This is a genomic window from Marinilactibacillus piezotolerans (assembly GCF_900114235.1).
GTDB classification, from domain to species: Bacteria; Bacillota; Bacilli; order Lactobacillales; family Carnobacteriaceae_A; genus Marinilactibacillus; species Marinilactibacillus piezotolerans.
The window spans coordinates 1-25,833 of sequence record NZ_FOSJ01000032.1; the positions used below are offsets into that span (position 1 = coordinate 1).

Annotated in this window: 27 protein-coding genes and 4 tRNA genes; 28 read left to right on the top strand and 3 right to left on the bottom strand. The window is 35.2% G+C overall.

The window, feature by feature from the left end:
- The 5 genes from BM212_RS08205 to BM212_RS08225 all read left to right on the top strand — a co-directional run.
- Positions 1 to 1,040: ISLre2 family transposase (locus BM212_RS08205; RefSeq protein ID WP_091898013.1), on the top strand; the 1,040-nt coding region annotated here is incomplete at its 5' end.
- Between the two features lie 379 nt (positions 1,041 to 1,419).
- A complete protein-coding gene (gene thiD / locus BM212_RS08210; protein WP_091898015.1) occupies positions 1,420 to 2,229 on the top strand; it encodes a bifunctional hydroxymethylpyrimidine kinase/phosphomethylpyrimidine kinase in 810 nt (269 codons plus the stop codon).
- 25 nt (positions 2,230 to 2,254) lie between these two features.
- Positions 2,255 to 2,692, top strand: a complete 438-nt coding sequence (locus BM212_RS08215; protein WP_218149701.1) for an NUDIX domain-containing protein — start codon at positions 2,255 to 2,257, stop codon at positions 2,690 to 2,692.
- A gap of 331 nt (positions 2,693 to 3,023) precedes the next feature.
- Complete coding sequence (locus BM212_RS08220; RefSeq protein WP_177206395.1) at positions 3,024 to 3,164, top strand: helix-turn-helix domain-containing protein; 141 nt, start codon at positions 3,024 to 3,026, stop codon at positions 3,162 to 3,164.
- 389 nt (positions 3,165 to 3,553) lie between these two features.
- Entirely contained in the window at positions 3,554 to 4,063 is a 510-nt protein-coding gene (locus tag BM212_RS08225) for a DUF2798 domain-containing protein (protein ID WP_091898021.1), read from the top strand.
- Between the two features lie 155 nt (positions 4,064 to 4,218).
- Here the strand turns inward: BM212_RS08225 and BM212_RS08230 are convergent, their stop codons facing one another.
- Both BM212_RS08230 and BM212_RS08235 read right to left on the bottom strand, forming a co-directional pair.
- Positions 4,219 to 5,427 carry a cation:proton antiporter gene (locus BM212_RS08230; RefSeq protein WP_091898023.1) on the bottom strand — a complete coding sequence of 403 codons (1,209 nt, stop codon included), beginning with the start codon at positions 5,425 to 5,427 and terminating at the stop codon, positions 4,219 to 4,221.
- A 30-nt stretch (positions 5,428 to 5,457) separates the two neighbouring features.
- Entirely contained in the window at positions 5,458 to 5,814 is a 357-nt protein-coding gene (locus BM212_RS08235) for a hypothetical protein (protein WP_091898025.1), read from the bottom strand.
- A 369-nt stretch (positions 5,815 to 6,183) separates the two neighbouring features.
- Here BM212_RS08235 and BM212_RS08240 point away from each other — a divergent pair, with 369 nt between their 5' ends.
- The 17 genes from BM212_RS08240 to BM212_RS08320 all read left to right on the top strand — a co-directional run bounded on the left by BM212_RS08240 (position 6,184) and on the right by BM212_RS08320 (position 18,406).
- A complete protein-coding gene (locus BM212_RS08240) occupies positions 6,184 to 6,459 on the top strand; it encodes a GNAT family N-acetyltransferase (protein WP_091898027.1) in 276 nt (91 codons plus the stop codon).
- 98 nt (positions 6,460 to 6,557) lie between these two features.
- Positions 6,558 to 6,629 (top strand) — tRNA-Glu (locus tag BM212_RS08245).
- Between the two features lie 39 nt (positions 6,630 to 6,668).
- Positions 6,669 to 6,741 (top strand) — tRNA-Thr (locus BM212_RS08250).
- 30 nt (positions 6,742 to 6,771) lie between these two features.
- Positions 6,772 to 6,852: transfer RNA gene (locus BM212_RS08255), tRNA-Tyr, on the top strand.
- 5 nt (positions 6,853 to 6,857) lie between these two features.
- Positions 6,858 to 6,930 (top strand) — tRNA-Gln (locus BM212_RS08260).
- 158 nt (positions 6,931 to 7,088) lie between these two features.
- Positions 7,089 to 7,949 (top strand): diadenylate cyclase CdaA, encoded by an 861-nt coding sequence (cdaA, locus tag BM212_RS08265; RefSeq protein ID WP_072694026.1) that lies wholly within the window; start codon positions 7,089 to 7,091, stop codon positions 7,947 to 7,949.
- Complete coding sequence (locus BM212_RS08270; RefSeq protein WP_072694028.1) at positions 7,946 to 8,950, top strand: CdaR family protein; 1,005 nt, start codon at positions 7,946 to 7,948, stop codon at positions 8,948 to 8,950. The genes cdaA and BM212_RS08270 overlap by 4 nt, the downstream gene beginning before the upstream one ends.
- Before the next feature lie 41 nt (positions 8,951 to 8,991).
- Entirely contained in the window at positions 8,992 to 10,344 is a 1,353-nt protein-coding gene (gene glmM / locus BM212_RS08275; RefSeq protein ID WP_072694030.1) for a phosphoglucosamine mutase, read from the top strand.
- 159 nt (positions 10,345 to 10,503) lie between these two features.
- A complete protein-coding gene (locus BM212_RS08280) occupies positions 10,504 to 11,394 on the top strand; it encodes a hypothetical protein (RefSeq protein WP_091898029.1) in 891 nt (296 codons plus the stop codon).
- A 107-nt stretch (positions 11,395 to 11,501) separates the two neighbouring features.
- On the top strand, positions 11,502 to 12,044 hold the full coding sequence (locus BM212_RS08285) for a hypothetical protein (RefSeq protein WP_072694034.1): 543 nt from the start codon (positions 11,502 to 11,504) through the stop codon (positions 12,042 to 12,044).
- A gap of 54 nt (positions 12,045 to 12,098) precedes the next feature.
- Positions 12,099 to 12,800, top strand: a complete 702-nt coding sequence (locus tag BM212_RS08290; RefSeq protein ID WP_091898031.1) for a DUF975 family protein — start codon at positions 12,099 to 12,101, stop codon at positions 12,798 to 12,800.
- 366 nt (positions 12,801 to 13,166) lie between these two features.
- A complete protein-coding gene (locus tag BM212_RS08295) occupies positions 13,167 to 14,090 on the top strand; it encodes a PLP-dependent cysteine synthase family protein (protein WP_072694038.1) in 924 nt (307 codons plus the stop codon).
- Between the two features lies 1 nt (position 14,091).
- Positions 14,092 to 15,231, top strand: coding sequence for a cystathionine gamma-synthase (locus tag BM212_RS08300; protein WP_072694040.1), 1,140 nt, complete (start codon positions 14,092 to 14,094; stop codon positions 15,229 to 15,231).
- Between the two features lie 24 nt (positions 15,232 to 15,255).
- Positions 15,256 to 15,798: a serine O-acetyltransferase EpsC gene (epsC, locus tag BM212_RS08305; RefSeq protein ID WP_072694042.1), complete on the top strand. Its 543-nt coding sequence runs from the start codon at positions 15,256 to 15,258 to the stop codon at positions 15,796 to 15,798.
- A gap of 17 nt (positions 15,799 to 15,815) precedes the next feature.
- Positions 15,816 to 16,466, top strand: coding sequence for a class I SAM-dependent methyltransferase (locus BM212_RS08310; RefSeq protein ID WP_072694044.1), 651 nt, complete (start codon positions 15,816 to 15,818; stop codon positions 16,464 to 16,466).
- Between the two features lie 65 nt (positions 16,467 to 16,531).
- Positions 16,532 to 17,011, top strand: a complete 480-nt coding sequence (locus BM212_RS08315) for an S-ribosylhomocysteine lyase (protein WP_072694046.1) — start codon at positions 16,532 to 16,534, stop codon at positions 17,009 to 17,011.
- 93 nt (positions 17,012 to 17,104) lie between these two features.
- Positions 17,105 to 18,406 (top strand): Zn-dependent hydrolase, encoded by a 1,302-nt coding sequence (locus BM212_RS08320; RefSeq protein ID WP_072694048.1) that lies wholly within the window; start codon positions 17,105 to 17,107, stop codon positions 18,404 to 18,406.
- Positions 18,407 to 18,574: 168 nt separating this feature from the next.
- Here BM212_RS08320 and BM212_RS08325 read toward each other — a convergent pair whose 3' ends face one another.
- Entirely contained in the window at positions 18,575 to 19,279 is a 705-nt protein-coding gene (locus BM212_RS08325) for a zinc metallopeptidase (protein WP_072694058.1), read from the bottom strand.
- Positions 19,280 to 19,762: 483 nt separating this feature from the next.
- Between BM212_RS08325 and BM212_RS08330 the strand changes: the two genes are divergently transcribed.
- The 6 genes from BM212_RS08330 to BM212_RS08355 form a co-directional block, all read left to right on the top strand.
- A complete protein-coding gene (locus BM212_RS08330) occupies positions 19,763 to 20,353 on the top strand; it encodes a DUF998 domain-containing protein (protein ID WP_091898033.1) in 591 nt (196 codons plus the stop codon).
- A gap of 267 nt (positions 20,354 to 20,620) precedes the next feature.
- Positions 20,621 to 21,793, top strand: coding sequence for a galactokinase (locus tag BM212_RS08335; RefSeq protein WP_091898035.1), 1,173 nt, complete (start codon positions 20,621 to 20,623; stop codon positions 21,791 to 21,793).
- Positions 21,790 to 23,313: a UDP-glucose--hexose-1-phosphate uridylyltransferase gene (gene galT, locus BM212_RS08340; protein WP_091898037.1), complete on the top strand. Its 1,524-nt coding sequence runs from the start codon at positions 21,790 to 21,792 to the stop codon at positions 23,311 to 23,313. The genes BM212_RS08335 and galT overlap by 4 nt, the downstream gene beginning before the upstream one ends.
- Before the next feature lie 52 nt (positions 23,314 to 23,365).
- Complete coding sequence (locus BM212_RS08345; RefSeq protein WP_245750954.1) at positions 23,366 to 24,415, top strand: aldose epimerase family protein; 1,050 nt, start codon at positions 23,366 to 23,368, stop codon at positions 24,413 to 24,415.
- A 70-nt stretch (positions 24,416 to 24,485) separates the two neighbouring features.
- The gene (locus tag BM212_RS08350; RefSeq protein ID WP_091898039.1) at positions 24,486 to 25,478 is read left to right on the top strand and encodes a LacI family DNA-binding transcriptional regulator; all 993 of its coding nucleotides are present in this window, start codon (positions 24,486 to 24,488) and stop codon (positions 25,476 to 25,478) included.
- 159 nt (positions 25,479 to 25,637) lie between these two features.
- Positions 25,638 to 25,833: transposase (locus BM212_RS08355; RefSeq protein WP_483869209.1), on the top strand; the 196-nt coding region annotated here is incomplete at its 3' end.

Below are 25,833 nucleotides of genomic sequence, written 5' to 3' on the forward strand. Positions count from 1 at the left end.
ATAGACAGGCCAAAAAGTCTCTTCTGATAAGTAGTTCTGTGACAGCTAGCCATTCTACCATTCACCGTGTAACGCAAGAGGTTGGAGAAAAGGTTCAACACTACCTGTCTAAATATTACTATAAATCAGACCTTCCTAAGACTAAGCGAAAGAAGGTAAAAGCATTATATATTGAAGGTGATGGTTTGCTTGTTAAAGGAAGGCAAGGCGACTCTCCAACCATTCATCGCGTCATCGTACATGAAGGCATTGATAAAAAGAAGCAGAGACATACGCTTATAAACAAGATGGCATTTTCAAGTTTAGATTCCAGTAAAGACGCTTTTAAGCAAGCTGCTCATTATTTAAATCAAGTCTATGACTTGAAAGAGACACTTGTCATCACAAACAGCGATGGAGGAAGCGGGTATGAAAAAGATAAATTTGACACTATCGTTGGCTATTGTCATCGGCATGAACATTTTAGAGATACCTACCACGTACATCGAAAGGTAAAAGAACGTTTATCTTTCGATAAAAAAATGGAAGGATTAATGATAAAAGCTGTAAAAAAATTTGACTGGTCATTAGTGGAATCCGTTTGTGCAACAGCTGAAAGCAGATTGATAGACATGCCAGAAGAAAGCAAAGCAATACGCAAAGATCAAATTAAAAAATTGAAAAAATATTTGTATAGAAATTGGGAATACATCAAAAGCTTTAAACAACGTGACCTCCCCCTGTCCGATGGGACAGGCGTTTGTGAAACTGGACATCGTGTGTATAGTTACCGGACGAAAAGGCAGGGACGTAGTTGGACAAAAGCAGGTGTAGCTAATGTCGTAGCATTACTAACAGCAGAACAAAACAGTCTTCTGGAAAAAGCTTTGACCACAGAAGTTGATTCTATCGTTGAACCGTTAGGTGAAGATCTTAAGGGAGCAGTCCGTCAGGCTTTGAAAAAGCCTCGTTCAACCACACACACTGTTCAAACTGGGAAAATATCCAACTATGGCCCTGTGAGTAGCTTCATTGGGAAATTAGGCCGGGCATTTTCCTGAAAATATTAACACAACATAATTTCTGTTAATTCTACTAGTTAAAGGTTACCGAGAAAAACTTGACGCATACGTGCAGTAACTGCTATTTGCTAAGATCTAGTTCTTCTGATAAAATTAACCTAAATCAAATAAATAAAAATTGAACTGGAAAATTGTAGCTAGGGTTCCGCCAAACAATCACCATTAAGGGACTGTGACCGAGGGCTACATCAGTTATTAGATCATATAAATGGCACCTATTGACATAAAAGGTCCGAGGGGAAAAGTTCAGCGTATTTAATATGCGTTGAATTTTTCTCCTCGGACCTTTTTTTATGTCAAAAGAGAAAAATGGATCCACTCTGTTTTATATCAATACTAAAAAAAGGAGTAGTTTATCATGAGTAATATTTATAAAGCATTATCTATCGCAGGTACTGATCCAACAGGTGGAGCAGGTATTCATGCTGATTTAAAAACTTTTCAAGAGCAAAGAGTTTATGGAATGGCTGTTATTACTTCAGTGGTTGCTCAAAACACACTAGGAGTAAAATCATTTGAAGAAGTTTCTATAGAGAATATTTCAGAACAAATTGACTGTGTCTTTGAAGGTATTATTCCTGATGCTGTAAAAACTGGAATGTTAGCAAGTCAATCTATAATAGAACTAATTGCGAATAAACTAAAAAAAAATGAGGTTAAATTGTATGTAATGGATCCTGTGATGGTTGCTAAAAGTGGGCACCATTTATTACACGAAGAAGCTATTAGTTCTCTAAAGGCGCTCTTAATTCCGCTTGCAACCATTATTACTCCAAATATTCCAGAAGCAGAAGTAATTATTGGAAAAAATATTCATACTATTAATGATATGCGTAATGCGGCTAAAGAGATCGTAGAAGTTTACGGAGCAAAGGCTGCTGTGATCAAAGGTGGGCATATGCAGGGCGAAGCCCGAGACATACTGTACTATAATGGAGAGATTAAAGAATTCAGCTCTGCTCGATATAATACAGTGAATACTCATGGAACAGGCTGTACATTTTCAGCAGTTATAACGGCTGAACTCGCAAAAAATAATAGTATAGAAGATTCAGTAAAAACAGGTAAGGAATTTATTTCGCAGGCAATCCAAAAGACGTTAAATCTTGGAAAGGGCCAGGGACCAACCAATCACTTTGCATATAATGAGAAGAATAAAGGATATTAATTTGAATCATAAAGGAGAGTTTTTATTGACTAAGTACACTATTAAACCAGGAATAGCTGTAATCATTGTAGATGAAGAGCAGAAAATATTATTACAACTCCGATCAGATGTTAAAAAGTGGGGAATTCCATCAGGGAATGTAGAGCCAGGAGAATCGATTACTCAAGCTGCAATAAGAGAAATGAAAGAAGAGGCAAATATTTTTATCCGTATCAAGAAACTAATTGGCATTTATTCTGAACCTGACTCTCAGTTGTTTCATTATCCAAATGGAAAGACTGTACACTTTGTTACCTCATGTTTTTTAGCAGAAATTGTAGAAGGTAAAGTAAAAGCGAATTCAAAAGAGTCAATAGATATGAAATTTTTCCCAATTACAGAACTTCCTGAAAATCTGCTAAAAATGCATCCACAGTGGTTAGAGGATGTGCTCGCAAAAGAAAAAACAACATTTATCCGATAAATAAAACTTGTATCTATTATTTACCGCTTGAAAGGTTAAATTAAGTGTATCTTCTAAGGAGCTATGTTTAAATTTTTCGGGTTAGAAATTATAATTGCAAACAAGGTAGCAAAGGTAGGTCTAAAAACTAATTTTAGGATAGTTATTCTAATGAATCATGATATATATAGATTTTTAATTACAGGAAGCGTTCTTAACAATTGCAGTAAATTATTTGATAGATTCCTTCAAAATTTCTTGTCCTCTTTAAAATTCGCCATATACCCCATTGGTTACATGTATTCTTACAGAAGACAGTCAATTCATTGTCAAAGAGCACTCTCTTCAAATTGTGTCATTGATTGTTATAGAAGAAGAGGCTCAGGTTACTTCTGAGTCTCTAGCTGGTAGTTTGAATACAAAACCGGCGATCATTCGTAAGATTATCAGTATGCTGAGAAAGGCAGATCTTGTAAGAACAAGTCATGCGTAGCTAACGTTCAATTGACTAAAAAGTTCGATGTAATTACTTTACTCGATATATATAAAGCAGTAGCGATTGTAGAAGAACAGAAATTGTTTAGCTCATCAATAGAATGGTGTAATGATATAAGTAAGTATTTATATTGTTAAACTAAAAGTTTAAAGAGATTATTCAATTATATCTATTCACTTCTAAAAGTAATTTGAGTGATGGGAATCGGTTATTGTTTCGCTAAATGGCAGAAAACTGAAGTAAACTAAAAAGAATATACGGCATAAATATTACTAAAATACCGAAAGTAGTGACTTTATAAAAAATCTAGAATAAAAAAAATTATACTTACGAAAGATAGACATATTCCTATATAATACCAAGAGTGACTTAGAAGGAGGAATTTTATGCCAACAACGAAGAAAGAAACTTTTTTATTTGGTTTAATTATGTGTTTTGGGATGGTGTTAACCATGACTGTCTATAATTTATTTTTAAATGGAATAATGGAAGAAATGACTATTATAGCAATCGTATCAGATTTTGCAATAGGCTTTATGATTGCACTGACGTTAGATTTGCTTATAATTGGTCCAAATGCTAAAAAGGTTGCACTAAAGTTAACAAAAAATGTGAATAATTCATTGATTAAAATTTTAGCAATTTCAACTTGTATGGTTTTTGGAATGGCGTTTTTTATGTCAATTTATGGATTAGTTTCCACGTATATCCATACAGATAAGATCAGTAATTCTATTGTTTTAGATTATTTAGCAATCTATGGTAAGAATCTTATAGTGGCTTTACCTTTGCAACTATTGGTAATGGGTCCGATTGTTCGCTTTATATTTGTTAAACTTATTAAAAATCGAGACAATGATGCAGAATTGAATAATAGAATAACTATTAAGAATTAACTAGTAAGATTTACAAATAGAAAAAAACAACCTTGACTTTTATACTGGTCGAGGTTGTTTTTTTCTATTACTAAATATTTTGATCATGTAGTATATAGAAATAATAAATCTAAATAAACTACTTTTTCGATTTGAAATGTGCTGCTTTATTGATTTTAAAAGTCTGCAGCTTCTTTAGCATTTGATGGAATTGATTGAATTTCTCCAGTTTTGCGTAATACAATCTTAGTGATAACGGGACCAGAGAATTCATAAAGTAATGTAGCACTTAATACAACAGTCCTGATCTGATCAGCGTATTCAGGAAGTATACCTGCTGAAATAGTAATTAAGCCAATACCTACACCTGCCTGAGGCAATAGCATAAAGCCTAGATAGTTTCGAACAACTTTAGGAGTACGCATTAACAATGATCCAAAATAAGCCCCAGTTACTTTACCTACTATACGGAAGACAGTATACATAATTCCTATTAAACCAACTGTTGGAATGATATGGATATTCAGTTGAGCTCCAGCTAAAACAAAAAACATTAAGAAAATAGGAGGGGTGAATCGGTCGGAAAATTCTCCCATTTGAGGAGCATCACTTGATATATTAGTTAAAACAGTACCCGTCATCATGGCAGCTAGTAACTCTGAAACTCCAAGTCCAACAGAAACACTACTAGTTAGAAAAACAAAAGCAATTAACAGCGTTAATTTTTGACCAGATGTTTTAGTGTATTTAAGAGGATATTTCATAATGAATCCTATTATTGCTCCAATAGCGAGTGATAAAAATACACTAAAGATTGGTTGGAATATTGAAGATAGAATATTGATATTTTCTCCTGTATTCACAAGAATCTTCACAGCTGTAGAAGAAAATCCGAACAAAATCAGAGCAGTTGCATCATCTAATGCTGCTACACTCTTAAGCATTTCTGAAACTGGACCTTTCGCTCGGTATTCTTTCATAACTAATAAAATTGAAGTAGGTGCAGTTGCTGCGGCTATAGCACCCATAATTAAAGCAAATGCAGGATCAGTACCAATTAAAAACAAGGATGAAGCTACTAAGACAGCGGCCAATGTAGATTCTAATGCAGCAATTATTAGTGGAGTAAGTCCTACACGTCTTAAATAGCTAGCTTTAAAAGAAAGTCCAATGGTAAATGATATAAAAGCTAATGCAATTTCAGAAATAATATCCATACTTTCAACAACGTTTTCGGGCATGATATGGAAAAATGATGGTCCAAGTAGTAAGCCACCAAAAATATAACCGGTCACGGTCGGCAATTTAATCATAGCAGCTAAACGACCAAACAAAGACCCTACTAGCAAAGTGAGGGCCACATAAAACATGGTATTTAGTTCCAATTTAAAATCTCTTCCTTCCTAAAAAAATTATTAATGAAAGCCTTCAGTGAATAGAGTAGGTAAGGCAAACAATACACCTGTATCAGGATTTGATAAATCACCAATAACGTCATTAACAACTTTTCGGATAGTTTCAACTTGCGATTCATCTACAATAGTAAAAATCATTTTGTTTTCAGAGTGATCAGAAGTAATAAACGGGCGTATTGTTGATATTATACGAGTATCTTCAAGTGAAGACAATTGTTGAGCCATTCCTACAGAATTTAATACAGTAGCAGAATCAATTCCTACATTAGTAAATTCTAATAGCAATTCATCTAATAATTCTGTTTTATTTAAGATCATAATAACGAGTATTTTATTATCGTTTTTCTTTTCAGACATAACATAGTTCCTCCTTTTTTCCTATTAAAGCAGAGATAACCCTCTAGCATTATCAGTTTACTCTTCTTTTTTTAGATGTCAAATGATTTATATAGGTTTTCAAGAAAAAACTACTGTAAAAGCGTTTTTTTGAGAATGTTGACATAATTAGTGAAAAAAATACTTATATTGACCCTGTTTATAACTAACATAATATACTTATATTATATTTAAATGAATAGAAAAAAATTATAATACTTTGTAAACAGCAATCCCTTTAAATAAATAAAATCCGTATAGTTGAATGTATTGTAACTGATCGATAAGAGCGTTCTATCTGAATTTATGATAGAATAGGATTAAATCTGATCTTTAGAGGAGAGAATAAAAATGGAATTTACCAAAGGAAACAATCGTTTCTATAAAGAAGAACAAGGGGAGGTAATAGCTGAAATTACGTATGTTCCACAAGAAAGCCAGGTTGTTATTAATCATACGTTTGTTGATCCTTCTTTAAGAGGTCAAGGAGTAGCAGAACAGTTAGTAGATAGAGTAGTGGAAGAAATGAAAAAAGAAAACAAGAAAATCGTGGCAAGTTGTCCATATGTTGTTGAGCTATTCAAACGTAAATCTGAAAAGTATCAATCAATCAATGCAAATGCATAAAGAATAATAAAAGATAAAAAAATATATAGAAATGGTTGACAAAAGGGGAAATCCATAATACAATATATCTTGTGCTCAAAAAGTACAGAATGATATCTGGCCCCTTGGTCAAGCGGTTAAGACACCGCCCTTTCACGGCGGTAACACGGGTTCGAATCCCGTAGGGGTCATTGAAATATATTTTTAAGTCAAGCTCACTTTAATAGTTTGCCGGCTTAGCTCAGTTGGTAGAGCAACTGAATCGTAATCAGTGGGTCGAGGGTTCAATTCCTTTAGCCGGCATTTATCAAGAATATTGTTTTATTTCATTATGGAGGGATAGCGAAGTGGCTAAACGCGGCGGACTGTAAATCCGCTCCTTCGGGTTCGTAGGTTCGAATCCTACTCCCTCCACTTTTTGGGCTATAGCCAAGCGGTAAGGCAGCGGGTTTTGATCCCGTCATTCCCCAGGTTCGAATCCTGGTAGCCCAGTATTGTGTTGAAAAGCTGTGTAGCAGAATTGCTATACAGCTTTTTTATTTGAATATTTTTATGATGAAAATGTTATAAATTTCGTTATTACCTACGAATATATTGTCTAGTTATGATATACTAATTCCGTGCATGTTTAGAACTAGGAGGTGACGTTCATGCCCTTTGATTTCCTATCAGATTTTGACTGGTCACAGTTACTTACGTTGAGAACAGGAATCAACATAGTCGACATTATGATAGTCGCATTTTTTATTTATCAGCTGATTAAAATCGTACGCGGTACCCGAGCAATCGAATTGTTAAAAGGGATTGGTGTAATATTATTACTAAAATTATTTAGTGTGTTGCTACAGCTGCATACTACAGAATTTATAGTAGATTTCGTCATTCAATGGTCCGCGCTGGCTTTGATCATCATCTTCCAACCAGAATTGAGAAGAGGTTTGGAACATTTAGGTAGAGGTTACTTATTTGGAAGAAGAAAGAAAAGCAATCCAAGTGAAATAGTTGTAAGCAACTTAGCAACCGCGATTCAATATATGAGTAAGCGACGTATAGGAGCTCTGATCTCTATAGAAATGGAAAGCGGTTTGGATGAATATATAAAAACTGGAATAAAAATAGGAGCAGATATTTCATCGGAACTACTGATTAATATTTTTATTCCTAATACGCCTTTACACGATGGAGCAGTCATTATTAAAGACTTTAAGATTGTTACTGCTGCAAGTTATCTACCTTTATCTGAAAGTCCGGCTATTCCTAAAAAACTGGGGACAAGACATCGAGCTGCAATTGGCTTATCTGAGGTAACAGATGCAATTACAGTAATTGTGTCCGAGGAAACTGGAGAGATCAGCCTTGCCCGGGGTGGAAACTTAATTACAGAAATGGATAGTAATGATGTAATTGATTATCTGAATAAAGAATTAGTAATGAGTACAAAGGAGAAAGAGACACAGGGACCGATACAGCAAATTATTGAAGCGGTTCGGAAGGGAGTGTCTGGTAAGTGAAATGGAATTTAAATAATAATTGGTTTACTCGGATTATTGCAGTATTTTTTGCGATTTTACTGTTTTCGTATGTTTATTATGAAGAAGAATCAAGAAACTTATCAACCAACCCGACTGATGGTGCGAGCATCACAGGCTCAGAGGTCATTACCAATATCCCAATCAATATAGATGTAGATCGAGATCAGTATTTTGTTTCTGGCATCCCGGAAACAGCTACGATTCGTCTGGAAGGACCACAGGCTATTTTAACCCAGACATTAGCTACTCAGAACTTTAATATTGTAACACCTGACTTGAATGAATTAGGACCGGGTACGCATACTGTCCGTCTGGAAGCAGATGGGCTGAGTGATCAGTTAGAGTACAGTATCAGTCCATCAGAATTTGAGTTAACAATCGAAGAAAAAAAAGTGGAAGAACATGATATTAGAGTGGAATTCAATGCAGCTACTCATTTAGCTGATGGATATACGGCAGGAACTCCGGTTCTCTCAACCGAAAAAGTCCGTGTTTCAGGGGCGGAATCGACAATTGATCAAATTAGTGATGTAATGGTTGTTGTAGTTCCAGAAGAAAGTAATGTATCCGAAGATATCCAGATGACATTGAACGTCTTAGTTTTAGATGAAACAGGGGATCCTTTAAACGTCAATATCGATCCGCAGCAGGTAGATGTAAGAATTCCAGTTGAAGGAACACAAAGATCAGTACCCATCGTATTAAAAGAAACTGGTTCTGCAGATGAGAATTACCAGTATACTCTGGAATTTTCACAAGGGCAACCAGAAAATGTTAATGTAACTGGAGAAACAGATGCTTTAGAAGCTCTGAATAACTTCCCTGTTGAAGTAGACATATCTGGAATTACAGAATCAACTGTGAGAACAGTTCCGTTGATATTGCCAGAAGGCATTACAGAGACAGATCCTGAAGAGTTGGAAGTGTTGATTCGAGTAACTCCAAATGAAGAGGAAAATACTGGAGATAGCGCAGAATAATAAAAGCGATTTGTATAATTGATAAAGGAGAATATTAACTAATGGGAAAATATTTCGGGACAGATGGAGTGAGAGGCATTGCAAACGCCGAGTTAACTCCAGAAATGGCCTTTAAATTGGGTAGATATGGTGGATACGTATTGGCCCAACATACAGAGGAAGAAAGACCTCGAGTATTAGTCGGAAAAGATACACGCGTTTCTGGTCGCATGTTAGAATATGCTTTGATTGCCGGATTATTATCAGTAGGAGCAGAAGTATTAAGATTAGGTGTATTGACTACTCCAGGAGTATCTTATCTGACACGTCAGCAAGGAGCTACTGCTGGAATCATGATCTCTGCATCCCATAATCCCGTTCAAGATAACGGAATCAAATTTTTTGGATCTGATGGATTTAAGTTATCAGATGTTCAGGAACTGGAAATAGAAGCACTTATAGATTCAGATGAAGATACCTTGCCACGTCCAAGTGCGGAAGGCTTAGGAACTTCAGAAGAATATAAAGAAGGTATGTTGAAATACATTCAGTTCTTGACACAGACGATCTCTGGTAGTCTTACAGGACTTCATGTTGCTTTAGATGGAGCAAACGGGGCAGCTAGTCCATTATTGAATCGTCTCTTTGCAGATCTTGATACTGACTTTGATGTTACAGGTGCCTCCCCTGATGGATTGAATATAAATGCGGGAGTTGGGAGCACACATCCAGAACACTTAGCTGAATTTGTACTGGAAAAAAATGCACATGTTGGATTATCATTCGATGGTGATGGTGATCGCTTGATTGCGGTAGATGAATTGGGAAATATCGTAGATGGAGATAAGATTCTCTATATTTGTGGTAAATTCATGCATGATGAAGGTCGCTTGAAAAAAAATACAATTGTATCTACTGTAATGAGTAATATAGGCTTCTATAAAGCAATAGAACAACATGGTCTAGAGTCTGTAAAAACACAAGTTGGAGATCGTTATGTAGTGGAAGAAATGCTGAAAAGCGGTTATAATCTCGGTGGTGAACAGTCTGGGCATGTGGTATTCCTTGATTATCATACAACAGGTGATGGTTTACTTACAGGTATCCAGTTGTTAAATGTGATGAAACAAACAGGTAAGAAATTATCTGAATTAGCAGAAGAAGTTTCTACTTTTCCTCAAAAATTAGTAAATATTCCTGTGACAGATAAACATAATGTTATGCAAAATGAAGCAATTAAATCTGTTATTGAAGAAGTAGAAGCAGAAATGGCTGGAAATGGCCGTGTTTTAGTTCGCCCAAGTGGAACGGAGTCATTATTACGTGTAATGGCTGAAGCGGAGACTGAAGAAGCTGTTGTAAACTATGTAGAACGTATTGCGGATGTTGTTCGTGCAGAGTTAGGTACAAATTAATACTTTAAAGTTTAAACAAGCTGAGAATATAAAATCTTGGCTTGTTTTTTTGTGCAGAAAATTACAAAAATGATAGTAATAAAATATAGCAATCGGTATAATGAAAATACTGCTGGATATACATAAAATCAGAAAATGAAGATCAAGGAGAGATGGATAATGAGAGACCTAGAAATAGTGCAGTCAAAATTAAGCATTTTGATCAGGAAATTAAATGATGCAAAAAACGATGTTCAATACTGTACAAATCAATATAATCAAGCAAAAGTACAGTATGAAGAAGAGACAAAAGATATAGAAGAAGCGGAAGAAAAATCTTTTGCATACTTCATACGTAATGTTATTGGATCACAAGAAAGGAAAATCGAAAAAGAAAAACAGGAGCAAATCGAGGCAAGATACCAGCTAGATAAAGCAGCAGAACAACTTGAAGAAGCAAAAGCTAACTATGTGCAATTAGAATTTAATGTGACCAAAATTAGATCTGAACTGGAAGAACTTAAAAACCTGCTATTTATTAGCGATCCAAGTTACCATCAAAAAGTAGATGAAGAATCTAAAAAAAGAATGGGATGGCGCCAGGAACTGGTTGAGGTTGATGAAGCATTTAGTGCAGAAGAAAACATACTCAATAGAATTGATGAAGCCCTTAAACATCTCAGCTCTGCTAACAATTGGTCCACAATGGATATGTTGGGCGGAGGTTTTTTCACAGATATGATGAAGTACGATAAAATTGATGAAGCAGAAAATCTTATGTCCAAAGTAGAATCGGAGTTACGTCGATATGAATTGGAACTCAGAGATGTCGAATATGAATGGAATAGCAGTTATGAATTTATTTCAGGAGGACATAGAGCGATGGATATCTTTTTTGATAATATATTCACGGACATCAGTAATAATAATAAAATCAATAAAAATATCAGTAGCCTAGAAAATCTTAAACAACAGATTCTGACTGTACAGAATCGCTTAAGAAAGATGAAAAGAGAAATAGATGAGAAAATAGCATTATCCGAACAAATTTATGAATCATTCGATTCATAAATCAGTCTTAAGCACGATATAATCTTTAGATGAATTTGAGTATGATAGAAGTGTAGAAGTAAAACAACGAATGTCATATAAAAATTCTAAAGGAATGAGTAGATTTTATGGATGCAGAAACAAAAATGCTATTTCAACTTGCTAAGGTAAATGACTGGGAAACGCAGAATAAGGCTTTTTTACTGCTAATCGAAACAGTGAGTAATAAAGCAGATTGGGTCTATGAAGTCTGGGATAAATTAGTTGAAGATCTATCATCATCTAACATAGAGCTCAGATTAAGAGCGGGACAACTATTATCTTACTTAGCAACTAGTGATACAGAGAAGCGCATCCTCAAAGTCTTTCCGGAAATCTGGAACATTACTTATGATCTCAACCATGAATTTTCCGTAGATCTCTTTCAGGCTACATGGAAGATTGGACTAGCGGGAACAGAACAAAGAAGTATGCTGTTTCAAGCGTATGAAGAACGATTTAAAGAGACATTTATAGATTTAGAGAGTAATGATGAAATTGTAAGATTTTATATTTTAAAAAATCTCATAAGATTATATGAACAGTTACAAGATGAAAGAACTGCAGATCTGATACAAAAACTATTGTATCTAGAATCTGAAAGTAGATACAAAGTTAATTATCAATTATAAACACAAACGCATATTCAGGTAAATAGCTATCTGAATATTTGTAGGAGGGTACCTATGTTATCTGTAGGAGAGATTAGAAGTACAGCAAGACAAATATTAAATGGAAAATGGAAGGATGCTGCGCTGCTGAATGTGATTCCAGTCTTGATTGCAATTATTTTTACTGGAGAAGCATCGAATACATTAGACTTTTTTGGAATAGAGTTTTTTGATCAGAATGTGGTAAATGAAGCAACTGAATATGGTATGAATAATTTTATAAACTTTAAAAGTATTATAGTTGATTTAGTGGCTATACTCTTTGCGACTGGTGTGGCATTCACGTTACTTGATCTAGTTCGCAACTCGCATTCTAAAATTGATCCACTTAGTGATTCATTGCGGATATTTAAACAAGGGCATGTTATACAAGTGTTAGCTATTTATATCATAACAGGATTTTTTGTTATTTTATGGTCACTTTTACTGATTATACCTGGGATAATAGCATCTCTTGCTTATTCTCAAGCATACTATATCTATAAGGATTCAGAGGCAAATGGAGAAAACTTAACAGTAATGGATTGTATATCACGTAGTAAAGAGTTGATGGCCGGATATAAAGGAAAGCTATTTCTTCTGGAATTAAGTTTTATAGGTTGGCATTTAATTGGTGCTCTTACTTTCGGTTTAGGATACCTTTTTATAACGCCCTATATTCAGACAGCTAAAGCTGTTTTTTATAATGACTTGTTAGATAATTCTCAAGTATACTAGAATCTATTAAAATAGTAATTGACTTAAATTTCTAACAGTGATATTATGACCTCACATCAAAACTACTTTGGAAAGGAACCTGATTTTTGAATAATTCATTTTTGAACATGAATAATGCCTGCTGTTGTACTTGTTGCACAGTTTATTCTTCATGCCTTCAAAAATATTTTATCAAAATCAATGGTCTTCTCTAACATTAATTAGATACTCCTGGAATTTTTGCAAAAGGGTAGAGTTAGCTTAATCCAACCTGATTTTAGTAAAATAACGAAAGCGCATGAGGATATTCCTTGTGCGCTTTTTTGTGCTTTCTAGAGTAAAGTATCCAAAGATAATTATGAAATAATATAAAAAGGAGTGAAAGTAATGATTTACGATAATATAACCAAACTCATTGGGAAGACTCCGATGTTTGAAGTAAAAGGTTTCGATATACCACAAGGATCAAGAATACTTGCGAAGCTTGAAATGTTTAATCCAGGTGGAAGCATCAAAGATAGATTAGGGAAAAAACTGATCGAAGAGCCTTTTAAAAAGGGGCTCATCAATAGTAAAACAACAATTATAGAACCCACAGCGGGGAATACGGGTATAGGGCTAGCTATCTCAGCCTTAACTTATGGAATGACTACGATTTTTGTTGTTCCGGAAAAGTTTAGTCAGGAAAAACAGCAGTTAATGAAAGCATTAGGGGCTAAAATTATTCATACCGCTACTAATGAAGGAATGAAAGGGGCGATAGAGAAGGCAAAAGAACTAAAAGAGACTATTCCAAATTCTTATTTACCACTGCAGTTTGAAAATGAAATGAATCCAAGAGCCTATTATGAAACGCTCGCTCCAGAAATCATAGCAGATTTAGAAAATCATTATCCAACAGCTTTTATAGCTGGTGCTGGAAGTGGAGGAACATTTAGTGGGGTAGCACAGTATCTAAAAGAGCTGAATGAGAACATTAAAACAGCTGTAGTAGAACCAGAAGGATCTATATTAGGAGGAGGTCTGCCGGGACCACATGATACCGAAGGAATTGGAATGGAATTCATACCAGGGTTTTTAAAATTAAAATGGGTTGATCAGGTTTATACAATTACAGATGAAGAAGCTTTTTATTATACAAGAGAGCTTGCCAGACGAAATGGTTTGTTTGTTGGTAGTTCTAGTGGTGCCGCTTTTGCAGGAGCATTGAAGGAAGCTAGAAACTTACCAGAAAATAGTACGGTTGTTACTATTTTCCCAGACAGTAGTGAACGGTACCTATCAAAAAACATTTATAAAGGAGCAGAATAATATGAGAATGAAAACGACTTATATACACGGTGGAATCAGCCATGATGAGGCAACGGGATCAGTTAATGTCCCGATTCATCAGACATCAACATATAAACAAGATAAAGTGGGTGTTCATAAAGGATATGAATATTCTAGAACTGGTAATCCAACTAGAGCAGCACTAGAGGCGTTGATTGCCGATATGGAAGGCGGAATTCGTGGATTTGCATTTGCTTCTGGTTCAGCTGGTACTCATACGATATTCTCTCTTTTCTCAAAAGGAGATCATATTATTGTTGGAGATGATGTATACGGAGGAACGTATCGATTGATGGATAAAATCTTAAAACGGTTGGGACTAACCTTCACTATCGTAGACACTACTAAAATCGATGCGATCGAAGCATCAATCCAAGATAATACAAAAGCAATATTTCTAGAGACACCAACAAACCCTTTACTCAAAATAACAGATATTCAAGCAGTAGCAGAAGTCGCGAAAAAACATAATATCATTTCAATTGTAGATAATACATTCGCTACACCGTATCATCAGAAACCTTTAGAATTAGGTGCTGATATCGTCTTACACAGTGCATCAAAGTATTTAGGAGGACACAGTGATGTTGTAGCAGGATTAGTCACGACAAATGATAAAAAGTTAGCTGAAGAACTCGGCTTTTTACAAAATGCTATAGGAGGAATTCTTGGACCTCAAGATAGTTGGATCATTCAAAGAGGAATCAAGACATTGGCTATACGTATGGATGCACATGAATATAATGCCTTAAAAATCGTAGAATTTCTTGATCAGCATCCCAAAGTTTTTAAGGTTTATTATCCAGGACTGGCTTCTCATCCGGGATATTCAATTGCAAAAAAACAAATGACTGGATTTGGTGGAATGATTTCTTTTGAATTAACAGAAGGACTATCTGCGAAATTATTTGTTGAAAACCTTAAATTGATTACTCTTGCAGAAAGCCTTGGAGCAGTTGAAAGTCTTATAGAAATTCCAGCACTAATGACACATGGATCTATCCCGAAAGAAGATCGGTTGAAATCAGGAATAAAAGATGAGTTAATTCGATTGTCTGTTGGAATAGAAGATTTAAAAGATTTAATTGAAGATTTGGAATTAGGATTCGCTAGTATTTAAACTAGATAGTTAAAAGGAGAAGTCATGGAATCCTTCAATGAATTGATTCAAACTTATAAAAAGAACGATCCAGCAGCTAGGACAGCTATAGAAATTTTACTAACCTATCCAGGAGTGTGGGCATTATTTTATCACCGGATAGCGCATTTTCTTTATTTGAAGAATATAAAGTTACTGGCACGAGTCCTATCCAATTTTGCTCGGTTCATGACAGGAATCGAAATTCATCCGGGTGCAACAATAGGGAAGAGGCTTTTTATAGACCATGGTATGGGAATCGTTATTGGTGAGACTGCTGAGATTGGAAACGATGTACGAATGTTTCATGGTGTAACACTTGGTGGGAGAGGAAATACAACGGGTAAACGGCATCCAACGATTAAAGATGGGGTTCTTTTATCTGCACATGTCCAAGTCATTGGCAAGGTTACTATTGGAGCAAAAGCAAAGATTGGGGCTAGTGCAGTAGTGCTCAATAATATCCCTGAAGGTGTGACAGCAGTTGGAATTCCAGCTCACGTTGTCAAAACAAAAGAACAGAATGAAAAAGCACAGTTCGATCTTTAGATTGGAGAGTAGATAATATGGGAAGAGAATTCTTAAATGTTTTTTCAGAATGGGCTGAAGAGTATGATGCTTACGTCCAAGGAAAAGATCAACAATATAAAGAGGTATTTGCAGACTATGATAGAATTCTTGAAGAAATTGTTGAAAAGAGCAGCGATAATGTGATGGAATTTGGTATAGGAACAGGGAATTTGACCTATAAATTATTAAATGCTGAAAAGAATGTATTTGCGGTAGAACCTTCTAGTCAAATGCGCGAATTAGCAAACAAAAAGCTTCCAGAACACTTTATGGTTTATGATGGAGATTTACAGCAATATCCTACTCCGCCCCATAAAATAGATACTATCGTGAGTTCTTATGTATTTCATCATTTGACGGATGAAGAAAAAAGTATTGTGTTAAAACAATATAATCAACTGTTGACATTTGGAGGAAAAGTTATTTTTGCAGATACCATGTTTATTTCTGAAGCAGCCTATAAATTAATGATTGAAGAAGCAATGAATATGGGGTATGCTGAATTGGTAGAAGATTTGAATAGAGAGCACTATCCGCTATTACCCGTAGTTTATGAAGCTTTAAAACAAGCTGGATTCTCAGATCTCTCATTTAGACAAATGAATAAATTTGTCTGGATATTTGAAGGAACAAAAATGTCCTACTAAAATAATCAATCAATAACCAATTAGTGCAGGAAATCGTACTAAAGTATAAAAGGAGAACATAGATCATGACTGAAAAAAGAATGAATGTTGAAAGTTTTAACTTGGATCATAATAAGGTAATTGCACCTTATGTAAGAGTAGCGGATCGCAAAACAGGGGCCCATGGAGATATTATCGTAAAATATGATGTTCGTTTTTCACAACCTAACAAAGAACACATGGATATGATGGCGGTTCATTCACTAGAGCATTTGACAGCAGAGCATATTCGCAATCATGCTGATTATGTAATCGACTTTGGACCAATGGGATGCCAAACAGGGTTTTATCTTACAGTATTGAATCATGAAAATTATGACGAAATACTAAAAGTGTTAGAGCGCACTATGGAAGATATACTAGAAGCGGATGAAGTACCAGCAAGTAATGAGAAACAGTGCGGTTGGGCAGCTCATCATACATTAGAAGGTGCAAAAGAAGTAGCACGTGAGTTTTTGTCCAAACGGAATGAATGGAATATTGTCTTTGCAGAAGATACAGAATAAATAGTTAAATGGAGACTGTCTCAATTTGAGCTGTCTCTTTTTCTTTTGACACAACATGGTATAATAAACAAAATTGGAAAAGGGGAGAACAATATGGGAGAGATTTACATAGGTCTTTACGAAAAATTGCTGGAGTCTTACAATGATCAGTTTTCAGTTAATGGTATTTCAGGGGAGAGATTAGCTGAAAGGCTTAGTATATTGGCGAATATTGGGTTGACAGAAGATAATGGTTCTAGAAGACCGGGATTTTCTACATTGGAAAGAGAAGCAAAAGACCGAGTGATAGAATGGATGCAGGAGGCAGGTTTAGCAGTCAGTGAAGATGGAGCAGGGAATATTTTCGGGCGTCTGGAAGGAAAAGATAGTAAAAAAGCTGCTATCATGAGTGGGTCACATGTAGATACGGTTCCTAATGGCGGACATTTTGATGGAACAATCGGAGTGTTATCTGCTTTAGAAGTCGCACAAGCCTGGAAGGATACAGGGTATGTTCCAGAGAAACCGTATGAAGTAGTAATCTTTACGGATGAAGAAGGCTCACGTTTTAACGGAGGGTTAACAGGAAGCGAAGCTATGGTAGGAGACACTGATATGGAAAAAACACTTCTGAGAAAAGATTACGATGATCGATTGTTTGAAGAAGTCATCCAAGATGTCGGTCTAACGGCACAAGTGTACAGTGAAACAGGTAGAGATCTTGACGAAATTGAAACGTTTGTCGAAGTACACATAGAACAAGGGAAAAAGTTAGAAAAAGCAGGGTTGCCTTGTGGGATCGTAACAGGAATTGCCGGGCCATACTGGTTGAAAGTAACGTTTGAAGGACTGGCAGGTCATGCTGGAAATACTCCAATGGATGACCGTAAGGATGCACTTGTTGCAGCAAGCGAGTTTATCCAAAAAATCAGTACACTTCCCCGCACAATTAATGATACAGCAGTTGCAACGGTTGGGAATATTCAAGTTAAACCAAATGGAACAAATGTTATACCAGGAGAAGTTATATTATTCGTAGATATTCGAGATATTCGGTTTGACTCAAGAACGGAATTAGTTGAAAAAATTGTTAAAACAGGCGAAAAAATTCAGGAACATACAGGTGTGAAATTTATGCATCAAAACGTTCATGACGTGGCTCCAGTTCCGATTTCTGAAAAGCGCCAAGAGAGATTGGCACAAAGTATGACTAGACTGGGAATCGAGCCTTACTACTTGTCGAGCGGTGCGGGACATGATGCTATGATCGTAGGAAGACATATTCCATCTGCTATGTTGTTTGTTAAAAGTAAAGATGGAATAAGTCATAATCCAAAAGAATGGTCTGACTTATCAGACTGTATCCAAACTATTCAAGTATTAAAAGACTATATTGAAAAATTACAAGTAGTATAAAAAAATGGTACAAGCCTTTTGAAGGACTTGTACCATTTTTGCTTACAGAATTAGAAAGTGTAAAATCAGTTTTTAATGAATGTATCTAGTCAAGCGTATCAGTGCCTAGAGAAAAAAGAGTGCTATTTTCTTTCCGGAACTGAACGGTAACGAAAAAAATTTAATAAATTAATCTCTGCTGCGTCCGCTGAAAATCAAGACTAGACGCAATACACTTAAGAACGAAGCAATTGCAGCAGCGATATAAGTTAATGCAGCAGCATTTAATACTTTGCGTGCTTGAGGAATTTCTTCTCGGCTCAATAGGCCTTGCGTTTCAAGAACCTGGATCGCACGATTTGAGGCGTTGAATTCTACAGGTAACGTGACTAACTGGAATAATAAGGTTAGAGAAAATAGTAAAATTCCAATATTAACCAACATCCCTCCACCTTCTCCTAGAAAGAAACCTAAGAAAAGTATTGGAAAAGCAGCTGTTTGCCCGAAGTTAGTTACGGGGACTAAAGCAGCACGTATTCTTAAGGGTGCATAATCATCACGATCTTGGAGAGCATGTCCTGCTTCATGAGCAGCAACCCCGATGGCAGCAACAGATCTTGAATTTCTAGTTGTATCTGACAATCTCAGCACATTCTCTTGAGCATTATAATGATCAGTTAGATTACCCCGAATACCTTCTAAGCGAACATTTTCTAGATGAGCGGCATCAAGGATTTTACGACAGACATCTGAAGCAGTATAACCATTTTTACTATTTACTTCACCATATTTACTATAAGTGGATTGGACGTACATACTTGCTAAACCTGAGATGATCATACCAATGATAATCAATATAAAGGTAGGATCCCAAAAAAATGGGAAAAAAGGCATAATTTTGACCTCCTGTTAAGTCATAGATTCTATAGTCTTGTTGTTTGTACTCTGTTATTATACCATATTAAATCATTGATTTCAGAAAGAATAGAAATAAATTTTTGAGTAATATATGAAGAAAACAAGAAAAAATGATTAATTAATCTAAAATATACCATTGCTAATTTATTGTTAAAATCTCAATAAGAACATACGGATATATGTCCTGTATATCGCCAGTATTAGTTGAGCAGAATTTATCTTTTTTATCCTATAGTAAGATATACGGTTAACTACCAATTTTTATATTTTAACTTGAAATGTAGTAGGCAAAATTGTATTTTAAATTTATACTGAAGTAGTTTAAAAAAATAGCATGATTTTCTTACATATCGTTATAATAAGCTTATCAAATAGTATATACGTGCTTTTATTTAAAGAACAAGAAATGAGGTAGAAAAAGTTGAAAAAGCTTTGATAAATTGGTTAGGATTACTAGGAATGATCAGCTTATTTTCTTATTCGGCAGCTGTAGTATTTAGTCCGCTAGCCTACCCAGGTTATAATTGGATGAAACAGGCTGTCAGTGATTTGAGTGCTACAAATGCACCTTCTTTAATGCTCTGGAATCAGTTGGCAGTGTTATTTGACATATGCGGATTGATTTCAGTTATGATGGTGTGCGTATTTATTCAAAGAAGATTAAATAAAGGATTACGAATAGGGATTTACTTGTTTGCTATTATGAATTGGATATCCGCTGTTGGCTATTCAGCATTTCCGCTTACTGCAGATAAATCTGTTTGGAATGTCCACAATATTATGCACATTACTGTAACGGTAATGGTTGTGCTACTATCTATCAGTTCTTTAGTAATGATTATGCTGGGAGGATACCGTAACCAGCAATACGTTTCCTTGGCAGTATGGGCAACGATAGCACTTTTGCTTATGGTAAGTGGTGCAATCGGAACAGCTGTTGTTTCAGAAGAATATTTTGGTATTCCAGAGCGCTTTAGTGTTTTTTCTGCTGCTGGGTTCAATGCAATTCTTGGAATTTACTTATTTATGGGATTTTCAGGAAACAGCTAATTCTATATGGAGTAGAAGTCAGCGACTATATAAAATGGAATAATAGTACGTTCTAAAAGAAAATATTATATAAATAAGAATAAACATATGGCTAAAAAAGAAAAGGGTATGTTAGGAATTTTATAACGAATCCTAACTGAAACTATAAAAACGTCTAATCAGTTGATTAGGCGTTTTTGTTATCATTACATTATTTAGTAAATTTACTTGTTAATATTTACTAAAAGGCTTACAATGAAATTAATAACTACAGAAAGAGGGAGTCGTATGGATAGAGAACAACTATTAATTGGATTTAAAGAAACGTTTGGTAAAGATGGAGAACGGATCTTTTTCTCACCTGGAAGAATCAATTTAATTGGTGAACATACTGACTATAACGGGGGAAAAGTTTTTCCCAGTGCAATAACAATGGGGACTTATGCAGTTATTTCAATGCGAAAAGACAGTTTAGTACGCGCCTATTCCGCTAATTTTCCTGATGATGGAATTCTGTCTTTTAAGTTGACTGATATTGAGTATAAACAGATGGATAAATGGACGAACTATCTTAAAGGCATGATTCACTATATTCAACAAAATTATGGGAAACTGCCAAATGGTTTTGAAATTTATATCAATGGAAATATTCCAAACGGAGCATCCCTTTCTTCATCGGCCTCTTTAGAATTATTGATAGGGGTCTTGGTAAATGAATGTTTTGAATTAGGAATTCCACGGTTGGATCTAGTTAAATTAGGAATGAAAACAGAAAATGAATTCCTTGGATTAAACTCAGGCATTTTAGATCAATTTGCAGTAGGAATGGCAAAGAAAAAGCACGCTATGTTACTTGACACAAATATACTGAAATATGAGCAAGTTCCTGTAGAATTACCCGATCATAAAATTTTAATTATGAATTCGCTGACTCGAAGAGAACTTGTAGATTCAGAGTACAATCTAAGAAGACAACAATGCGAAGAAGCGCTGAAAAAATTACAGACTGTAGTGAATGTGTCTTCCTTGGGAGAGCTAACAGAAGAAGCGTTCGAAAAAAATAAATTTATCATCAACGATGATGTGCTGACCCGTCGGGCAAAACACGCAGTTTATGAAAACGTCAGAACAGAACAAGCAGCAGAAGCATTAAAAGCGGGAGATTTAAAAACATTTGGTCAATTAATGAATGAATCACATACTTCATTGCATGAAGATTACGAAGTTACCGTCAAAGAAACGGATTTATTAGTGCAGTTAGCATGGCTTCAAGCAGGTGTTATTGGCGCACGAATGACCGGTGGCGGCTTCGGTGGCTGCTGTATTGCAATTGTCAAAAATGATGCAGTAGAGACCTTTATCGAAAATGTAGGAAAAGAATACAAAAAAGAAATTGGACATCCAGCTGAATTTTATATCGCAGAAACAGCTGACGGGACTAAGGAATGGGTTGAAGCATGAAAAAAGATGGACTGAAACAATCTCTGGATCATTCAATTGATCAAATCATTCTAATGTTTATTGATTGGTATGTTGAGAAAGGGAAAGTTGATCCTTTAGACCGTATTTATTTAGTAAATCAACTTTTAGAGTTACTTGGAAAGAAAGGTTTAGAAATAGAGCCTAGTCAAAAAATGATTAACCTCTCCCATTTAGACTTACTTGACCATTTGATCAAATATGCAGTAGATAATAAAATAATTGAAGATACTTCTTCTGAGAAAGATATATTTGGGGCTAAGATAATGAATATTGTTACCCCAAGACCTTCAGAAGTGAATGATCAATTCTGGAAACTTTATGCACAAGATATAATCAAGGCAACAGAGTACTTTTATGCGTTCAGCAAAGAAAGTAATTATATAAAGACAAGAGAAATTGCGAAAAATATTGAATATAAACATCAGACAGAATATGGTGAAATAGAGATTACCATCAATTTATCGAAACCAGAAAAAGATCCCAAAAATATTGCTGCAGCTAAAATCGAAAAACTGAATTATCCTGTAAACATGCTTTGCATGGAAAATGAAGGATATGCTGGGAATAAAACTCATCCAGGGCGATCCAATCATCGTATCATACGAATGGATGTATCAGGAGAGCTATGGGGGTTCCAGTATTCTCCTTATTCTTATTATAATGAACATGCAATTTTTTTATCAAAAGCACATCGTGCAATGAATGTAGGAGAACAAGCAATCAAGAATTTACTCGATATTTTAACTACACTACCGCATTATTTTGTTGGGTCAAATGCTGGTCTACCAATTGTGGGCGGATCAATATTATCACATGATCATTATCAGGGCGGCCGGCATACATTCCCACTAGAATATGCTGACATTGAACAATCTTTTCAATTAGAAAATTTGCCAGATGTCAAAGCGGGAATTGTTAAGTGGCCGATGTCAGTTATACGCCTACAAAGTGAGGATAAAAAATCTTTAGAACAAGCGGCTAAAAAAGTAATGGATACTTGGAAGGCGTATTCTGATCAATCTGTCGATGTTCTAGCTTATACAAACGGAACGCCACATAACGCTGTAACACCTATTGCTCGTAGAAGAAAAAAGTTGTTTGAATTAGATTTAGTGCTTAGAAATAATCGAACAAATGATAAATTCCCAGATGGTATTTTCCATCCCCATCCCAATGTTCAACATATAAAAAAAGAGAATATCGGTCTAATCGAAGTAATGGGACTGGCTATATTGCCTCCTAGATTAGAAAGAGAATTAGAGTCTGTAAAAGAGTTTTTGTTGGGTGGGGAGATACAAGTTGCCCCTGTTCATCAGAAATGGGCAGAAGCATTAAAAGAGAAAGAAAATCTAATAACCCCTGAGAATGTTACAGAAATTATTTATCATGCAGTAGGTGAAATTTTTTTGCAGGTCTTAAAAGACGCTGGTGTATTTAAAAGAGATGAACAGGGGAAAAAGGCATTTATACGTTTCCTTGAACTATTGAAAAAAGTATAAAATAAAAATTATTTTTTATTATCAAGCTATGAGCATATTAGGAGGAAGTATAGTGGACATTACAACAAAATTTTTCGGCATGTTTCAAAATCAGGAAGTCATAGAATATACACTGACTAATTCAAATGGTATTTCATTATCTGCCATTCCCTATGGTGCAATCGTTACGAAAATTGTTACTCCAGATAAAAATGGAGAGAAAGCAAATATTACATTGAATGTTGAAAGCTTAGAAGATATGGTTGCCCATAGACCGTTTTATGGAGCAACGATCGGCCGAGTTGCCGGACGTATCACTGATGGGCAATATATAGTTGAAGGACAACAAGTACAACTAGATGTGAATGAAAAAGGAAACCAGCTACATGGAGGACCGGTAGGATTAGACACTAAATTATGGAAAGTAAAAACAAAGAATGAAGAGGATCATGCTAGTATAATCTTTTCCTGCAAAAGTCTCGCTGGAGAAAATGGCTATCCTGGAAATCTTGAAGTCGAAGTTGAGTATCGACTGACTGAAAAGAATGAATGGAAGATTTTATATACAGCTCATACAGATGCAACAACGTTATTCAATCCAACTAATCATATTTATTTTAATTTGACAGGAGACATTAAACAAACGATCTTAAATCATAAATTGCAGCTTTCTAGTTCTAAATACGGAATGCTTGGAGATAGAAACTTACCAACTGGAGTATTAAAAGATTCTTCAGGAACTGCATTTGACTTTTCTGAGTCAAAATTAGTCCGGGAGGCAGTTTTATCTGATGATCCACAGATAAAATCAGTATCTGGGTTAGATCATCCATTTGTATTAGAACAAAAAGGTGAAGCTGTTCAAGCTGTACTTTCTGAAGAAAAAAGTGGACGTCAAGTGATTATGAGTACGGAAGAAAATAGTGTGGTCATTTTTACGCATAATAAGGAAATGGATGCTTTCCAAATTCAGGGAGAGCCAGCTAAACAATATGCAGGAATCACTTTAGAAGCACAAACATTACCTGATGCAGTTAATCAGTCTAAGTTTGGAAACATTTTCTTACAACCTGAGCAAACATATCACTCACAAACTATGTATCGATTTAGTGTACTAGAATAATTAAATAAAAGGTGCTCTCTGGAGCATCTTTTTGTACAATAAGTGATGTATAGTTAGAAGGAGTGAACAAATGGCTACATTAAAAGATATTGCAGAAAAAGCAGAGGTCTCAACTTCAACAGTTTCAAGAGTACTCAATTATGATCCAACTCTTTCCGTAGGAGCTGAGACAAAAAAGAGAATATTTGAAGCAGCTGAAGAATTAGAATATAAAAACCATCGCAAGAAAACCCAACAAAAAAAATTGAAGTTGGCCATTGTAAATTGGTATACGGAAGAAGAAGAGTTGAATGATTTATATTATTTATCAATTCGATTAGGTGCGGAACAGCAAGCACAGCAAATGGGATATGATATCGTTCGAATTTATCATAGACAAGAAGACAAACTGGAAAAAGATCTAGCAGGAGTTTTAGCAATAGGAAAATTCAGCCCGGCTCAAGTAGAAGAGTTGAGAAGACAAGCTACTCAAGTCTGTTTTGTAGATTATGTTCCTCGGGATCGTGCGAATGATACTGTTTTAATAGATTTTAAAGAAGCTATGAAACAAAACATTGATTATCTGATTCAAGCTGGACATCAAAAAATAGGATTTATAGCCGGAGAAGAATCATACAGTGATTCTTCGGGAACATGGACAGATCCAAGGACTAGTTACGCTAGGAGATATCTTAAAAAACAGGGAATTTATAACGAAAACTATTTTTTTAAAGGTGCTTTTCGTGTAGAGGACGGTAAAGAAAATATGGAAAAAGCGATCAGTATACTAGGCAAAGAAAACTTGCCTACTGCCTTTATTGCTGCCAATGATGCCATTGCAATAGGTTGTCTGAAAGCATTGTACGAAAATAGAATTAAAGTACCGGAAGAAGTCAGTATTATTGGTTTCAATGATATCTCGACTGCAAAATATATTACTCCAGCTTTAACGACAGTAAAAGTCTATACAGAAGAAATGGGAAGGTGCGGTATCCAGCTTCTTCATGAAAGGATACATGAAGACAGGGAAGCGATTAAAACTGTGATATTAAGTACAAAGCTGATTAAAAGAGATAGTGCATAAAGAAAAAAAGAGGCTGGGACAAAAGTCTTAACAAACAAATAAGATCCGCTGAAAATCTACTTGAGATTTCAGTGGATCTTATTTGTTTATGTAAGCAAAAGGAGCACGGCTTTGGTATAATATAATCACCACAAAAACATCATAGAAAGGGTGCTCCTTATGTATACTCAATATACCATGAACCAAACAACCTTGCCATTAGAAATGAACTGTTACTTACCAGAAAATCATATCGTCTACTCTATTCATCAAGTTGTGGAAGATTTAGATGACTCGCAATATCACTTAATTGAAAACGACTTTGGTCGCCCGGCTTATCACCCGAAAGTTTTACTCAAAGCGCTACTATTTGCCT

Excerpts from the sequence above, each read along its gene's own strand:
- thiD (WP_091898015.1), top strand. The coding sequence starts at position 1,420 with ATGAGTAATATTTATAAAGCATTATCTATCGCAGGTACTGATCCAACA.
- BM212_RS08225 (WP_091898021.1), top strand. The coding sequence starts at position 3,554 with ATGCCAACAACGAAGAAAGAAACTTTTTTATTTGGTTTAATTATGTGT.
- BM212_RS08235 (WP_091898025.1), bottom strand. The coding sequence starts at position 5,814 with ATGTCTGAAAAGAAAAACGATAATAAAATACTCGTTATTATGATCTTA.
- BM212_RS08240 (WP_091898027.1), top strand. The coding sequence starts at position 6,184 with ATGGAATTTACCAAAGGAAACAATCGTTTCTATAAAGAAGAACAAGGG.
- cdaA (WP_072694026.1), top strand. The coding sequence starts at position 7,089 with ATGCCCTTTGATTTCCTATCAGATTTTGACTGGTCACAGTTACTTACG.
- glmM (WP_072694030.1), top strand. The coding sequence starts at position 8,992 with ATGGGAAAATATTTCGGGACAGATGGAGTGAGAGGCATTGCAAACGCC.
- BM212_RS08280 (WP_091898029.1), top strand. The coding sequence starts at position 10,504 with ATGAGAGACCTAGAAATAGTGCAGTCAAAATTAAGCATTTTGATCAGG.
- BM212_RS08285 (WP_072694034.1), top strand. The coding sequence starts at position 11,502 with ATGGATGCAGAAACAAAAATGCTATTTCAACTTGCTAAGGTAAATGAC.
- BM212_RS08290 (WP_091898031.1), top strand. The coding sequence starts at position 12,099 with ATGTTATCTGTAGGAGAGATTAGAAGTACAGCAAGACAAATATTAAAT.
- BM212_RS08295 (WP_072694038.1), top strand. The coding sequence starts at position 13,167 with ATGATTTACGATAATATAACCAAACTCATTGGGAAGACTCCGATGTTT.
- BM212_RS08300 (WP_072694040.1), top strand. The coding sequence starts at position 14,092 with ATGAGAATGAAAACGACTTATATACACGGTGGAATCAGCCATGATGAG.
- epsC (WP_072694042.1), top strand. The coding sequence starts at position 15,256 with ATGGAATCCTTCAATGAATTGATTCAAACTTATAAAAAGAACGATCCA.
- BM212_RS08310 (WP_072694044.1), top strand. The coding sequence starts at position 15,816 with ATGGGAAGAGAATTCTTAAATGTTTTTTCAGAATGGGCTGAAGAGTAT.
- BM212_RS08315 (WP_072694046.1), top strand. The coding sequence starts at position 16,532 with ATGACTGAAAAAAGAATGAATGTTGAAAGTTTTAACTTGGATCATAAT.
- BM212_RS08320 (WP_072694048.1), top strand. The coding sequence starts at position 17,105 with ATGGGAGAGATTTACATAGGTCTTTACGAAAAATTGCTGGAGTCTTAC.
- BM212_RS08325 (WP_072694058.1), bottom strand. The coding sequence starts at position 19,279 with ATGCCTTTTTTCCCATTTTTTTGGGATCCTACCTTTATATTGATTATC.
- BM212_RS08330 (WP_091898033.1), top strand. The coding sequence starts at position 19,763 with ATGATCAGCTTATTTTCTTATTCGGCAGCTGTAGTATTTAGTCCGCTA.
- BM212_RS08335 (WP_091898035.1), top strand. The coding sequence starts at position 20,621 with ATGGATAGAGAACAACTATTAATTGGATTTAAAGAAACGTTTGGTAAA.
- galT (WP_091898037.1), top strand. The coding sequence starts at position 21,790 with ATGAAAAAAGATGGACTGAAACAATCTCTGGATCATTCAATTGATCAA.
- BM212_RS08350 (WP_091898039.1), top strand. The coding sequence starts at position 24,486 with ATGGCTACATTAAAAGATATTGCAGAAAAAGCAGAGGTCTCAACTTCA.